The organism is Natronorubrum marinum, assembly GCF_052040125.1.
In the GTDB taxonomy this organism is placed as follows: domain Archaea; phylum Halobacteriota; class Halobacteria; order Halobacteriales; family Natrialbaceae; genus Natronorubrum.
The window spans coordinates 89959-103909 of record NZ_JBPPFV010000002.1 but is presented as its reverse complement, the minus strand read 5'-3'; the positions used below and the strand labels follow the sequence as shown (position 1 = coordinate 103909).

10 protein-coding genes are annotated in these 13951 nt (G+C 63.3%); 1 reads left to right on the top strand and 9 read right to left on the bottom strand.

Features of this window, described 5'->3' with window-relative positions; translation table 11 throughout:
* The 7 genes from ACSFC5_RS10145 to ACSFC5_RS10115 form a co-directional block, all read right to left on the bottom strand.
* The gene (locus ACSFC5_RS10145; protein WP_440765133.1) at positions 1-1191 is read right to left on the bottom strand and encodes an ABC transporter substrate-binding protein; all 1191 of its coding nucleotides are present in this window, start codon (positions 1189-1191) and stop codon (positions 1-3) included.
* Positions 1192-1193: 2 nt separating this feature from the next.
* The gene (locus ACSFC5_RS10140) at positions 1194-2384 is read right to left on the bottom strand and encodes an ABC transporter substrate-binding protein (RefSeq protein WP_440765132.1); all 1191 of its coding nucleotides are present in this window, start codon (positions 2382-2384) and stop codon (positions 1194-1196) included.
* The gene (locus tag ACSFC5_RS10135; protein WP_440765131.1) at positions 2381-3580 is read right to left on the bottom strand and encodes an ABC transporter substrate-binding protein; all 1200 of its coding nucleotides are present in this window, start codon (positions 3578-3580) and stop codon (positions 2381-2383) included. The genes ACSFC5_RS10140 and ACSFC5_RS10135 overlap by 4 nt, the downstream gene beginning before the upstream one ends.
* A 57-nt stretch (positions 3581-3637) precedes the next feature.
* Complete coding sequence (locus tag ACSFC5_RS10130; protein WP_440765130.1) at positions 3638-5545, bottom strand: ABC transporter ATP-binding protein; 1908 nt, start codon at positions 5543-5545, stop codon at positions 3638-3640.
* Positions 5545-6462: an ABC transporter ATP-binding protein gene (locus ACSFC5_RS10125; protein WP_440765129.1), complete on the bottom strand. Its 918-nt coding sequence runs from the start codon at positions 6460-6462 to the stop codon at positions 5545-5547. Before ACSFC5_RS10125 ends, ACSFC5_RS10130 begins: the two co-directional genes overlap by 1 nt.
* The gene (locus ACSFC5_RS10120) at positions 6463-7593 is read right to left on the bottom strand and encodes a FecCD family ABC transporter permease (protein ID WP_440765128.1); all 1131 of its coding nucleotides are present in this window, start codon (positions 7591-7593) and stop codon (positions 6463-6465) included.
* 253 nt (positions 7594-7846) lie between these two features.
* Complete coding sequence (locus ACSFC5_RS10115) at positions 7847-8872, bottom strand: hypothetical protein (RefSeq protein WP_440765127.1); 1026 nt, start codon at positions 8870-8872, stop codon at positions 7847-7849.
* Positions 8873-9169: 297 nt separating this feature from the next.
* Between ACSFC5_RS10115 and ACSFC5_RS10110 the strand changes: the two genes are divergently transcribed.
* A complete protein-coding gene (locus ACSFC5_RS10110) occupies positions 9170-10246 on the top strand; it encodes a J domain-containing protein (RefSeq protein ID WP_440765126.1) in 1077 nt (358 codons plus the stop codon).
* 393 nt (positions 10247-10639) lie between these two features.
* On the opposite strand, the gene menD is transcribed toward ACSFC5_RS10110, so the two are convergent.
* Entirely contained in the window at positions 10640-12460 is a 1821-nt protein-coding gene (gene menD, locus ACSFC5_RS10105) for a 2-succinyl-5-enolpyruvyl-6-hydroxy-3-cyclohexene-1-carboxylic-acid synthase (RefSeq protein ID WP_440765125.1), read from the bottom strand.
* Positions 12461-12484: 24 nt separating this feature from the next.
* Positions 12485-13834 (bottom strand): isochorismate synthase, encoded by a 1350-nt coding sequence (locus tag ACSFC5_RS10100; RefSeq protein WP_440765124.1) that lies wholly within the window; start codon positions 13832-13834, stop codon positions 12485-12487.
* Positions 13835-13951: the final 117 nt, after the last annotated feature.

Sequence of the window (13951 nt, the reverse complement as noted above, 5' to 3'; positions counted from 1 at the left end):
TCAGATGTCTCCATTGATGATCTCTGCAATCCGCTCGCGATCGAACAACTGCTCGTCCTCGGGGACGTCCGGAAACCGCTCAGGATCGAACGCGCCGAACGTCTCGGGGTAGAGCAGGCGTGCGACGAGTTCGGTCTGGAACAGGCTCACGATCGGCCCCTGCTGGAAGTACGGACCCGGATAGATGGCGTCGTTCTGGACGGCGGTGAGTTGACGGCCGACCGGATGGTCCGAAAGCGGCGCGACGAACTGGTCGTGAAACGCGCGTGCGGAGAACTCGCCGGTATCGTCCGTGAGGCGAACGCCGCCGTGGACGACGATGATCTCGGGATCGATATCGATCATCGACTCGTAGTCGAGCATTCCGTCGGTCTGTTCGTCGCTGAACGCCGATTCGATGCCGAGGTCGCGATACTGCTTCATCTCGAGCCCTTCGGAATCAGTCGTCATCGCCGCAAATTCGCCGCTTTCGAGGTCAGATCCGAAGTTTATCAGTCCGATTTCGGGGCGGTCCTGGTCAGCCGATAATTTCGAGTCGATCTCGGACCAGAGGTCGTCGTGAACGTCGACGAACGCCTCGTACCGCTCGCGCTCGTCGAAGACGTCGGCCAACCGATCGAACGCCTCGTACAGCGAGTAGAGTTCGTAGTCGTGAAACTCCCGACGGCGGACGATGTTGTTCCCGAAGAAGGGAGCGACGGTCTCCACGATTTCCTCGGTATCGCTCTCGTCCCACGAGTCGTCGAAGCCGGTTCCGTGGAGGTAGTTCGGGTCACAGAGGATGATATCCGGATCGAGTTCGTAGAATAACTCCTTGTCCCAGCCGCCCCCGGCGAGCGGGTTCGGAACGTCCGTCGGCATCGACACGCCGACGCGGTCGTAGAAGTACGGCTCCGGATACCATCCGGCGGGCCGAAACCCATCGCGCTGACCGAGTGCGACGGCCATATCCGCCCACGGGCCCGTAAGCGCCATCCAGCTCTCCGGAACCTCCTCGAGGGAGAGACAGCCGACGGGTTCGATGCAGGCTTCGTACGAACCCTGACTGTCGGCCCCCTCTGTGCCGTCGTCTTGCCCAGCCAGCTCCGAACAGCCGGCTAGCAGAGTTCCTGTGGCGAGCGTGCTGCCGTATTTCAGCGTGTCTCTGCGTGTCGGTGCCTCGTGCGTCGTGTCGGTGGTGTCGTCGCTCATATTTAGAGATCACCATTGATGATGTCTGCAACCGCCTGTCGGTCGAAGAGCTGCGCGTCGTCGGATATTCGACCGAAACCGGGGAATTCCCCGAAGAGTTCCGGATACAGCTGCTTTGCGGCTGCCTCCGTCTGAAAGAGGTTCGTGATCGGCCCCTGCGTGTTGTTGCCACCGCGGTAGACGTCACCGTTTTGTACCGCAGTGAGCTGGCTCCCGAGGGTGTGTTCTCGCATCGGATCGATCACCTGCTCGATGAAGTCCTCGCGAGAATCGGTCCCGATGATTCCGTTATGGATCATCAGTATGTCCGGGTCGGCATCCAGGAGCGTCTCGTAATCGACCTGTGCGTACGACGTGTCTTCGGGCACCACCCCCTCCATGGCGTTCTCCACCTCGAGGTCGATGTACTGTTTCTTTCCATAGCCGGGGTCGATGTGATACGCGCCGAACTCGTCGTTCTGTACCATTTCGGGCCCGGTGGCGACGAGCCCGACGGCGGGACGCTCAGACTCGGGCGGAAGGTCGTCCTGCAGGCCGCTGATAAACTCGTCGTGAAGCGTTTCGAACGCGACGTATCGTTCTTCACGCTGGAATACCCTCGAGACGCGCTCGAAGATGTCGTACAGCGAGAGGAACGGGTAGTCGCGTTCCTCGCCGATCCGTCGACGGGCGTAGTGGCCGAAAAACGGCCCGATAGACTGTGCTATTTCGTCGACATCGTCGGGTGTGAGCAGCCACTGCGACATGTACTCGGGATCCATCAGATGGACGTCGCAGTTCATCTCGTAGAACCACTCTTTGTCGGCCTCGTAGTCTGAATTGACTTCTATCTCCGAGAGCGAGTCGACATCGATATCGACCCCCGGAAGCTCGTCGTAGAATTCGAACGGATACTGTCCGATATTGTAAACCGCTTTCAATCGGTCGCCGACACCGAGGGCGACGCCCATGTCCGCGTGGGTGACGCGGTAGGACATGTATGACTGCGGAACCGAATCGAACTCGACGGTTCCCATCGGCGACATCGTCACCGAGTACGAGCCGTCACTTGTCTCCGCCGTCGATCCCGAGTCGTTCTGGCCTGCTAAGTCCGAACACCCTGCCAGCAGTCCACCACCGATAACTGTGCCTCCGTACTTAATATAGTCTCTGCGCGTCGGTGCATCACTCGCATCGACATTCGGGCCAGTCATTGTTCGAAGTCTCCGTTGATGATGTCCGCAACGCGCTTTCGCGAGAACAGCTGCTCCGATTCCGGGATGTCGTACGTCCCATCGTCGTTGTAGGTCGGGAACTCGCCAAACTGCTCGGGGTAGATTTGCTTCGCAGCCATCTCTATCTGGAACAGATTATAAATCGGGCCCTGCATCGAATCGCCGCCACCGTACAGTCGATCGTTCTGTACCGCGCTCAACTTCGAGCCAACCGGATCGTCTTCGAGTTCGAGCATCGACTGATACCGTTCGTCAAAGCCGCCCGTGCCGAAGTTGTGAATGAGAACGTCCGGATCGATTTCGAGCATCAATTCGAGGTCGTAGGTTCCCGCGTCCGATTCGTACGTGCGGTCGCTCTCGGCGAATACATCCCGCACGCCGAGCGGCCGGTAGTGGGAGACGCCGTATCCCTCGTTATCTATTTTGTACGGCGAGAACACACCCCAGTCGTTCATCGCAACCAGCGCCACTGTCGGGCGTTCGTCCGCAGGCGGGAGGGTGGATTCGACGAGTGAGACGAGATCGTCACGGACGCGTTTTAACGCCTGATACCGCTCCGTCTCGCGGAATACCTGTGCTACCTTGTTGTATAACTCCCAGGCGGTGTAGAATTCGTAATTCTCGACGCTGTGATCGACTCGCTCGTTGTGCGCCCGCGAGAACCGATTCCCGAAGTAGGGAGCGACGTTCCGCTCGATCTCCTCGATATCGCTCTCATCGAAGTCGTAGTACTCGCCGTAAACGGTGTACCACGTCGGATCAAGCAAGATGAGGTCGGGATCGACGTCGTAGATAAGTTCCTTGTTGTCGTAACTGCTCGTCATCCGCGTAGCGGGATCAAACTCGACACCGGGTAACTGGTCGTAATATCCGGTATAAAAACGCTCCGTCGGCATCGCCTTGATCGCTTCACCGTGGCCGAAAGCCACCGCCATGTCGACGTAATTTATACTATAGGTTAGTACCTGATCGGGGACCTTCTCAAATTCGATGGGTCCGACCGGTGATATCGTCACCGAGTAGGCGCCCCCGCTTGCTTCCGCCGTCGACCCCGAGTCGTTCTTGCCAACGATGTCCGAACAGCCGGCCAGTAATCCGCCACCGACAGCCGTGCCGCCGTACGTGACGAAATCCCGCCGCGTCGATTCCCCACGTGCCGGTTTCTCTCTACCCATGGGTTTAGGCTCGCCTAAAACATAATAAATACTCCGATTTTTAGGTGTGCCTAAAAGTCATCGTTCGCCGTCGATCGCCCCGTGAGTGACGGTATCGACGAACGTCTCGGGCAAATCGTCGATCTCGCCGGTTTGTACGCCCCACAGATTGGCGTACAGGCCGTCCGCTGCGAGCAGTTCCTCGTGGGTGCCGCGCTCGACAACCCGTCCGTCCTTCAGCGCGAGGATGGTATCGGCGTCTTTGATCGTCGACAGCCTGTGGGCGATCGCCAGCGTCGTCCGGTCGGCGGTCAAGCGCTCGAGCGAGCGCTGGATGAGGTACTCCGTCTCCGTGTCGACGCTGGCGGTCGCCTCGTCCAACAGGATGATCGCCGGATCCTGCAGGATCACCCGGGCCAGTGCGATCCGCTGGCGCTGGCCGCCCGACAGTTTGACCCCGCGTTCGCCGACTCGCGTTCGGTACCCCTCGGAAAGCGTTCGGATGAATTCGTGGGCTTCCGCCGCGTCGGCGGCCGCCCGTACCTCGTCGTCACTCGCGTCGAAGCGCCCGTAACGGATGTTCTCGGCCACGGTGCCGTCGAAAAGGAAGGTCTCCTGGCTCACGTAGCCGATGGCTCCCCGCAGGTCCGAAACGCGGAGCTCCTGTACGTCGTGACCGTCGACGCGGATCGCACCGTCGTCGATGTCGTACAACCGCAACAGGAGTTTCGCGACCGTCGATTTCCCCGCGCCGGTCGCGCCGACGAGTGCGACCGTCTCCCCTGGCTCCACATCGAAGTCGACGCCGTCGAGGACGGTCTCTTCGCCCTCGTAGCTGAACCGAACGTCGTCGTACTCGATCCGACCATCGACGTCCTCGAGCGGGACCGAATTCGGCGTGTCCTGAATCCGGACCGGGACGTCCATCAGTCCACAGATACGCTTGCCCGACGCCTTCGCGTTCTCGTACCAGTCGACGATGCTCGAGAGCTGAGCCATCGGCCCCGTCAGGCGCTGAGTCAACAGCATGAAGACGACGAAGTTGCCCGTGGTGAGTTCGCCGGAGAAAAACAGCGGCGGTCCGGAGAACACCCACAGTCCGCCGACGACGAACGTCGCGAGCAGCGCCACGCCGGTGATCAACTCCATGCCGGGCCGGTAGAAGTAACTCAGCTTCAACACGTCCATCTGCGCGTCGAGGACCTCCTGTGAGACGTCGCGAACGCGGCCGTTCTCGTACTCCTCGGTGCTGGCGGTCTTGACGAGTTCGATCCCGCTGAGACCGTTCTCGATGCGCGTATTCAGATCACCGATCGTCGAGCGGACGGTAGTGTATCGAGGCTCGATCACCCTGACGAACCACCAGGTGAACGCGACCAGCAGCGGCACGGCTCCCAGCGTGACCACTGCGAGTTGCCAGTTCGTGTACAGCAACGCGGCGGTGATCCCGACGACGATCACGCCGATCCGCACGCTGTCGCCCAGCGCGTTATCGAAGAACACCTCGAGGTTCGAGGTATCGTTGTTCAGAATCGACATGACCTCGCCGGTCTCCTTGTTGTCGAAGAACGTCATATCGAGGCGCTGCATCTTCTCGTACGTCTCCGTTCGAATCGTGTACATCACCCCGTGGGCGAAGAAGTTCATCGCTACGCCCCGAACCCACTGGAGGAGCGCGCCGCCCGCCAGCGCGACCCCAATAACGGTCGCGGATAGCCAGAACTGTGCGGTCGGGTCGGTCGGCAGCCACGCGGCGGGCACGAGCGGAAGCGCGTACGTTTCCTCGCCGAACACCGCGTCGATGGTCGTCCCGAGCACGAGTGGCGTTACGAGGATCGTCCCGTAGGCGAGCACGCTGGAGAACAGCCCGAGTGCGAGCCAGCGAGCCTCACCGAGGCCGTACGTACGGAACAGTCGAAGCAACGGCTGTGTGACTCGCTCGCGGTAGGCGTCGAGTTCCGTTTCGAACTCCTCGTGTTCGGCCACTATTCGGCCTCCACGCCGTCGTTTCGTCGCCCGAATTCGGAGTCGTGATCCGAATCGCCGGCGTCGCTGCGAGCGCAGAGCGGGTCGATCCGCGGTCCGCGCTCGGTCAGTTCGATCTCGGCATCGATGCGGAACACCTCCTGGAGAAGCGCTTCGGTGACGACCTCCGACGGTGCCCCTCGAGCCCGTATCTCGCCGTTCTCGAGAACGACCATGCGGTCGGCGAGCCGTGCCGCCTGTTCGATGTCGTGAAGCACGACGATAACCGTAATCTCGCTTTCCTCACGCAGCCGTTCGATGATCTCCAGGACAGTGAGCTGATGGTGGAGGTCGAGGAACGTCGTCGGCTCGTCGAGCAAGAGCACGTCGGTTTCCTGAGCCAATACCATGGCGATCCACGCGAGTTGTTTCTGTCCGCCGCTGAGGCTCCCGACCTCGCGTTCGCGGAGATGGTCACAGCCCGCGAGTTCGAATGCGCGCTCGACCGCCTCCCGATCCGTGTCGGTGACGGTTTCGAAAAAGCCTCGATGGGGATAGCGGCCGTGGTAAACGAGCTCCTCAACGGTGATACTGCTGGGCGACGTGCTCTCCTGGGAAAGCAAGCCGAGCTTCCGGGCGAGCGCCTTCGTCCCCATCGACTGCACGTCGCCGCCGCCGAGCAGTACCGAACCGTCCTCAGGCGCGAGCTGGTTTGCCAGCCCCTTCAAAAGCGTACTCTTCCCCGATCCGTTCGGGCCGACGAGTGCGGTGACCGCTCCCGGTTCGGCTGTGATGGATTCACCGGCGATAATCGGTTCGTCCGAGCTCGAGTACCGTAACACGAGCTCCGAACCGGAAAGCGTTCTCGCCGCCGAGTCGACGACGGCTGGGTCTTTCGATTCGTTCGTCCGTTGGCTCTCCGTGACGGTGCGCCCCATTTAGATCTCACCCATGTTCTGCTGTTTTCGCATCAAGTAGAGGAAGTACGGACCGCCGATGAGTCCGGTGACGATGCCGACGGGAATCTGGGTGGGATTCAACGCCAGTCGCGCGCCCACGTCGGCGCTGACCATCAACGCCGGGCCGACGAACAGACAGCCGACGATCAACTTCTTGGAGTCGCTTCCGACGAGGTTCCGAACCATGTGGGGGACGATGAGGCCGACGAAACCGACGATGCCGGCGACGGCGATGCTCGCCGCTGCCGCAAGAACGGCGACGCCCGAGAGCGCAAAGCGGACTTTCTCGATCGACATCCCCAGGGACTTCGCCGTCTGCTCGCCCAACAGAAGGACGTTCATCTGGCGCGAACCGGCGATGGAGAGGACGACGACTGCAATCGTCCACGGGAGCACGATTCGGACCTGCTCCCAGTCGGTACCGGTGAGCGAGCCGGTGGTCCACGCGATGGCCGACTGAACGACCCCAATGTCGTCCGCAAAGAAAAACAGCGCCGTCTGCAGCGACCCGAAAACCGTGCCGACGATGACGCCGGCCAGGACCAATCGGACCGGTGACGTGCCGTTCTTCCAGGCGATGACGTAGACGATGAGAAACGAGACGGCACCGCCGAGCGCAGCGATCAGCGGCAGAAACGTCGTTAGACTGCCGAACACGACGAGCGTGAGCAAGATCATGAGCCCGGCACCGGAGGAGACACCGAGAATGAACGGACTCGCGAGTTCGTTCCGGGTGACCGCCTGGAAGATCGCCCCCGAAACGGCGAGGTTCATGCCGACCAGCACCGCAACGAACACCCTCGGAAGGCGGATGTTCCAGACGATGAGGCTCTCGGTGCTCATCTCGGGCATCGGTTCGCCGAGCAAAAACGCGTCCCACGCGTGCGGATTGAACAGCACGTTCGGATTGAACACCGCTCGCCACGCCTCGGCGAACGTCATCGAGTACGCGCCGTAGCTCACCTGAATCAGCGCGCCGACGAAGACGACGGAGAGGCTCCCGAACACTACCGTGAGAAGTTTCGGATCGAACAGCCACCGGAACCGCGTGCCGTCAGACACCGACCGCTCGGTCGGGTCCGTCTCGAGATTCGGTCGCCTTCTACTCATCGCGAAATCACGTCGACTGAGTCGACCAGGGCGGTATCCAAGGAGGTACCGAGCGGTCCAGTCGGTGACTCGTTACGCGTTCCAGCGGGCTTCGAACGTCGCCGAAGCGATACGTCGTCGATTGCTTCGGAGCCCCTGTAATTTCGCCGTGCCGACACGTCCTGTTCACTGAGTTGGTCCGCCATATTGATTTAGGCAAACCTAAAAGATAAAACCGTTCCGGTTTTTAGGCCGACCTAATACAGCCGATAGCTCACCGGGGGCCGCCGCATCGTGGACAGATCGGTGGCCCCGCTTTGGGAAGCGACTGTCCGCAGTGGGGACACTCGTCGCCGTCGGGGCTGGTAATGGCATCGACGACCTCGTCAGTTCGATCGCGAATCCCCTCGATCGTCCCGATTCCGCCGGAACCGGTGTCGGTCGACTCCTCGCCGCTTGCGTCCGTCGCGAATCGAACTCGGTCGCGGAGGAACCGCTCTCCCTCGTCGTCCGCGTTCGAACTCACGTCCGATTCCACGGCTCGAGTCACGTCGGGTACCGACACGGCCGAGTCTGAGCGGGCGAGCAGGCCGAACGCCTCGGCCGCCCGTCCCCGAACGAAATGGCTCTCGTCGTCCAGTCGATCAGCCAGGGCGGCGGTACGCTCCGACACTGCGTCCGGATACGCACAGCCGATCGCGACGAGCGCGGTACAGAGGTGGTACCGAACGAGTTCGTTCGAATCGTCGAGATGCCGAGTGAGGTCCGAGACGTGGTAGCGGAGCCGACGCTGATCGGCCAGCGCCAGGTACTCGAGCGCTTTCGCCAGTTTCTCCCGCACCTCGGGTTCGTCGAACGACAGCCCGATCCGCAGATCCGCCAGCACTTCGGGCGAGGCGACTGTATCCGGTTCTTCCAGTGCGACGTAGCCCAAGGCCTCTGCCGAACGGGCCCGCACGTAGTAGAACTCATCCTCGTCAGCCAACCGAGCAGCGAGCGCCGGAACGAGCGACGAGACCGCTTCCGGCTCAGTTTCGGCAGCGGTCACGAACAGTTTCGCGGTCGTCAGACGGACCGATCGCTCCTCGTCGGTAAGAAACGGCGTGAGCGCACTGAGTACGGGCTTGAACCCGCCCGGATTCGTTTCGGCCCCCGTACGCAACGCTCGAAGCGCCGTCTTCCGCGTCTCGGCGTCGGCTGTGGCGACCCATTCGAGGGACGCAACGGCCTCTTCGTGGCTGTCGTCCTCGAGGAGCGCGTCGAACTGATCGGCCGGTAGTGGCTGTGGCGAGTCGTCCATTGTGTGACGGACCGTATTCATCGATTCCGCCGCAACGAGTAATAAAATCCACCGTCGTCGGTGTCCGCCGGCGATTTGACGCCCTCCGAAGGCAGGACGCGCCGAACGCTATTTCATATAGCAATATACAGTTCACTTGGTGTGCCAGAGTCAGTCGACGAACCGAGGGATACCCGCTCGGTTGGGAGCAAAGCGTCATAATCTGGAAAATCGCCGAGTTTGGAGAGCGACCAGTCGAATTGACAATCAGCCAATCAGTGATGTTTTTTGACTGGGCTCCGAACTCCAGCGTAGTCGATGGGGCGAACGTACTACGACGTCCTCGAGGTCGATCCCGACGCGACCTGCGCCGAGATCCAGACGGCCTATCGCGAGCGCGTCCTCGAGACCCATCCGGATCACAACGACGCCCCCGACGCCGCCGCCCAGTTCAAACGCGTCTCGACGGCCAGATCCGTCCTCACCGACGGCACCGAACGCGCGCGGTACGACCGCCTCGGCCACGACGCCTACGTTCGCTTCGCCGAGCGCTCGAGCGGGGCGAGGTCCCCGGACTCGAGCGCGGCGGACGAAACTGGCGACGCTACCGGCGAGCCGGACTCGAGTTCGGAGACCGAAACGGCATCGTCGACCCGTTCGGAGTCCACCTCACGGAGGGACACCGATGGGGGTGCTACCGGCCGCGATCGACGCAGGAACGGGCGAAGCAAAAGCCACCACGCCCGCCAGCGCGCGCGACGCCAGCGGAAGACGGCCCAGCAGCGAGCCAGTGGCGGCTGGACGTTCGTGACCGAGGGCGGGCGCGAATCGTCCGCGAATGACGGCTCGGCTGCCAGTGACACGGCGTCCGCGGCTGGTGCGTCGGGAGCGACCAGTGCCGGAGCGACCAGCGCCGGAGCGACTGCCGGTACCCGGGCGGCCGGTGCCACCGGATCGACGAGTGGCACAGGGACGTCCGCGGGCTCGAGTACGTCCGACGCCGACGCTTCCTCGAGCTTTCGGTACGCCGTCCACGACTGGGAGGGAGAGGTCGACCTCGAGTGGGAGGGCCAGGCGATAACGCAGACGACGGCGGTGACGATCGCCTGTCTCTGGCTGCTGTATCCGCTGTTCGTCGCGGCGAGCGTGACGCCGCTGTTCCCGCTCGCGATCAACGCGATCGTCGCCGCGTGCACGCTCGCCTTCGTCGGCTATCTGCTTACGAGGCCCCGCATCGCGACCGCGATGTTCGGATTTTGGAGCGTGCTGTTCCCGCTCGGAATCGATCAGGTGGCGTCCGTGCCGGCGTTTTCGATCACCGGGCTGGTCGCACTCGGCTTCGTCTGGATCCCATTTGGCTACGCCGTCGCGCTCTGGTGGGCGCTTCGGCCATGAATCGATCGATACTCTAATTGTTTTTTTTACTGTCATGAACGTCCTGATCTGCGCTGGCGGCGATGAATTCCACGCCCTCCCCAACCGATTTTTGCTCGCGGGCCTTCGGCCCGCTCGCATGGTTCGCGGAACCGGAGGTTCCGCGCTACCGCTCACTCCTTTCAGTCGCTCGCTCATCCACTGGAAGACGCTTCGCGCCTTCCAAGCCGTCGTTCACTCCGTTCACGACGACCTCGCACAGTTTCGACTCGCGTCACTTTCGTTCACCGCGAGACAGCGCGCGCCGCCGCACGTGGCTCGCTCGATTCAAAAATCGCCTGTGGACCATCGGTACCGACAATCGGTAAGGCGAGTATGCTTGGCTGTAGAGATCGAAATGAGCTGGATCAGTCGTTACTCGCTCTCGCGTCGAATTTCGTCACGAACCCGATCCTCGAGCGCCTCCCGCCGCCGATGACTCGCTTCCGAGTCGAACTCGAGGGCGAGCACCTGCGTTCCGTCGCGCTCGAGCGAGTCGCGATAGGCGTCGGCGAAATCGACGGGGTCGACCCGCTCGTACTCGAGGCCGTAGAGCTCGGTCAGGTGTTCGAACTCGAGGCCGTGTGGCGTCTTGAACTGGTCCGTAAACGGCGGCTCGAACTCCTCGATGGGGAGTTTGTGGAAGATTCCGCCGCCGTCGTTGTCCAGCAGGACGATGGTGGCCTCGACGTCGCAGCGCTCGACCGCGAGCAGCCCGTTCGAGTCGTGGTAGAACGCCAGATCGCCGGTGACGAGGACGAGCGGGTCGTCGGTCGCGCTCCCGGCACCCAACGCCGTGCTCGCGATGCCGTCGATCCCGCTCGCACCCCGGTTCGCGAGCACCGTCAGATCGGCCGCTCGCGGCCGTCCGAACCGATCCGCGTCCCGGATCGGCATGCTGTTCGAGACGAAGACGGTCGCCGGATCCGGCGCGTGCGCGAACACCGACGCGAGGACGCCCCCCTCGAACGGATCGGTCTCGAGTGCGCCCTCCGCGAGCGCGTCGTCGCGGACGTGCCAGTGGCGCTCTTCTGCGGTCTCGAACCGAGTGCGCCAGTCGTCGTTCGCTGCGGATGCGATTCCGTGGGCGCCTTCGACGGATTCGGACTCGAGTCGCTCGCACAGCCCCTCGAACACGCTCCCGGGCGACGCCGCGAGCAGGTCGGTCGCGGTGAACGTCGCCTCGCGCCACGCGCCCGCTGGATCGAACAGGAACTGCCGGGCCCCGCTGTCGCGCAGGGCGTGGCGAAGCGACTTCGAGGTCGGTGACGCGCCGAAGCGGACGACGACATCTGGCGACGGAAGATCGGCGATGTAGCCGTCGTAACCGCCGCAAACGGGCCCATCACTGGCGTCGATGTCAGAAACGTGGGCCCCGAATCGAAGGCTCGAGAGCGGATCCGCGAGGATCGGCGCGCCGACGCGTTCGGCGACGGCGACGACCGCTTCGGGATCGAGTTTGGCCAGGTCGACCGGATCGGCCGGCCCAGCGACGATCAGCGGACGGTCGGCCTCCTTGAGTGCCTTTACGAGCGGTCGGTACTGGCCGTCCTCGAGCGTTACGCGCCCGGAACTCGTCTCGACGAACGCGCCGTCTCGTCCCGCGCCGGCCAGCGTCTCCGAAAACGAATCCGGGACATCGTCGGACACCTCGATCGGCTCGAGCGGCTTTCGAAACGGACAGTTCAGGTGGACGGGGCCGGGATCGGTTCCAACCGTCTCCGACAACGCTCTCGCGGCGGTCGTCCGAAGGCTTCGCACTTTCCGCGCCTCGGCTTCGGGCTCCGGCAGTTCCGCGTCCCACCGAACGGCCTCGCCGTAGAGGCCGACCTGATCGACGGTCTGATTCGCGCCGCTGTCGCGGAGTTCGTGGGGTCGATCCGCAGTGAGCACGAGCAGCGGGACGCGAGCCCGGTCAGCCTCCATCACGGCGGGATGAAAGTTCGCCGCCGCGGTTCCGGAGGTACAGACCAGCGCCGTCGGCTCGCCGGTTCGTCTCGCGCGCCCTAGCGCGAAGAAGCTCGCGGAGCGCTCGTCGAGGTGTGAAAAGACGCGGATCTCGGGATGGTCGGCGAACGCGACCGTCAGCGGCGTCGATCGACTCCCGGGGGCGATACAGACGGCCTCGAGGCCACCCTTCGCGAGTTCGTCGACGAGGATACGGCCCCACAGCGTCGCGCGGTTCGGCGCAGTCACGGGATCACCTGTCCGGTCATCGTCTCACCGTAACTCGTCGAGAATCGGTCGAAACTTCAGCTGTACCTCCTCCCACTCGTCGTCAGGGTCGCTGTCGGCAACGATACCGTTGCCCGCAAAGAGGGTAACCGTCTCCTCGGTCGCGATCCCCGAGCGAATGCCGACGGCGAACTCGCCGTCGCCGTCGCCGTCGAACCAGCCGACCGGGGCCGCATACCAGCCACGGTCGAACGTCTCGGCGTCGCGGATCGTCTCCCAGGCCGCCGCCGGCGGAACCCCGCCGACGGCCGGCGTCGGATGCAGCGCTTCGACGATTTCGAGGACGTGTCGATCTCCCTCGAGCGTCGCCGAGATCGGCGTCTGGAGGTGTTGAATGTTCGCCAACCGTCTGATCGTCTGGTCGGCGATTTGGAGTTCGGACGCGAGCGGTTCGAGCTGGTCGCGGATCGCTTCAACGACGAGCCCGTGCTCGCGTTGTACCTTCTCGCTGTCGCGCATCTGATCAGCGTACGCCTCGTCTTCCTCGGGGGCGTCGCTTCGGGGAACCGAACCAGCGAGGGCTTCGGTCACGACCCGAGCGCCGCGTTTGGAGACGAGCCGCTCGGGCGGCGCGCCGAAGAAGGTTCCGCCGACCTCGTGACCGATCAGGAACCGGTAACAGTTCGGATACCGCCGGCGCAAGCGCTCGAGCGTGCCGGGGATATCGACCGGGCCGTCGAGTTCGACCGACAGCGCTTGCGCGAGGACGACTTTGGTGAGCGCACCACGTTCGATTCGCTCGAGCGCGGTTTCGACCTGTTCGGTCCAGGTTTCGCGGGATGTCGTCCGCTTCGTCGAGTCGATGCCGGGTGCCGTCCCGCTGGGTTGCATCGTCGGCATGTCGTCCAAGCGGTCGGTCCAGTGCTCGAGGCGAGCCGTCGCCTCGTCGGGGTCGTCCCCGACGGTCGTCAGCCAGGTGCCCTCGTCGCTGCGAACGACGAGCGTCTGCGGGACGACGAACGAAGCGGCATCGAATCCAGTCCACGGCGGGCCAGACTCGTGGCCGTCGTGAAAGGAAAAGCCGCCGAACGCGCGGGGTCGCGCGACCGCAGGGCCGTCGTGATCGAGCGCGTCAAACACCCGAGCGGTCTGCGCTCGAATTCGGTCGAATCGCTTCGGTCCGCTGGCGGTGACTCGAGCGGCGACGCCGCGACCGACGACTTCTAGCCCGTCCGGCGTGGCCCACAGAATCCGCGAGTCGGTGGCGACGCCGACGATCGCGCCGAACGACACGTCCTCGAGTTCGCGACTCCGGCTAGTGAGGGTGGCCGGACCGTCGGCTGGCCTGGTCCCCGTCTCACCCGCCAGTCGACGCTCACCCGACGATTGGTCCATCGAACACAGTTCGGGACTGCCGTGCCTTCAGCCTAACTATCCCGGACGCTGTGTGGGGGTTGACGGGAACGTGCGGTGTATCCGGTCGACGGAAACGGCGGCTGCGTGGGGACGAAC

Excerpts from the sequence above, each read along its gene's own strand:
- ACSFC5_RS10120 (WP_440765128.1), bottom strand. The coding sequence starts at position 7,593 with ATGAGTAGAAGGCGACCGAATCTCGAGACGGACCCGACCGAGCGGTCG.
- ACSFC5_RS10115 (WP_440765127.1), bottom strand. The coding sequence starts at position 8,872 with ATGGACGACTCGCCACAGCCACTACCGGCCGATCAGTTCGACGCGCTC.
- ACSFC5_RS10140 (WP_440765132.1), bottom strand. The coding sequence starts at position 2,384 with ATGACTGGCCCGAATGTCGATGCGAGTGATGCACCGACGCGCAGAGAC.
- ACSFC5_RS10135 (WP_440765131.1), bottom strand. The coding sequence starts at position 3,580 with ATGGGTAGAGAGAAACCGGCACGTGGGGAATCGACGCGGCGGGATTTC.
- ACSFC5_RS10100 (WP_440765124.1), bottom strand. The coding sequence starts at position 13,834 with ATGGACCAATCGTCGGGTGAGCGTCGACTGGCGGGTGAGACGGGGACC.
- ACSFC5_RS10125 (WP_440765129.1), bottom strand. The coding sequence starts at position 6,462 with ATGGGGCGCACCGTCACGGAGAGCCAACGGACGAACGAATCGAAAGAC.
- ACSFC5_RS10145 (WP_440765133.1), bottom strand. The coding sequence starts at position 1,191 with ATGAGCGACGACACCACCGACACGACGCACGAGGCACCGACACGCAGA.
- ACSFC5_RS10110 (WP_440765126.1), top strand. The coding sequence starts at position 9,170 with ATGGGGCGAACGTACTACGACGTCCTCGAGGTCGATCCCGACGCGACC.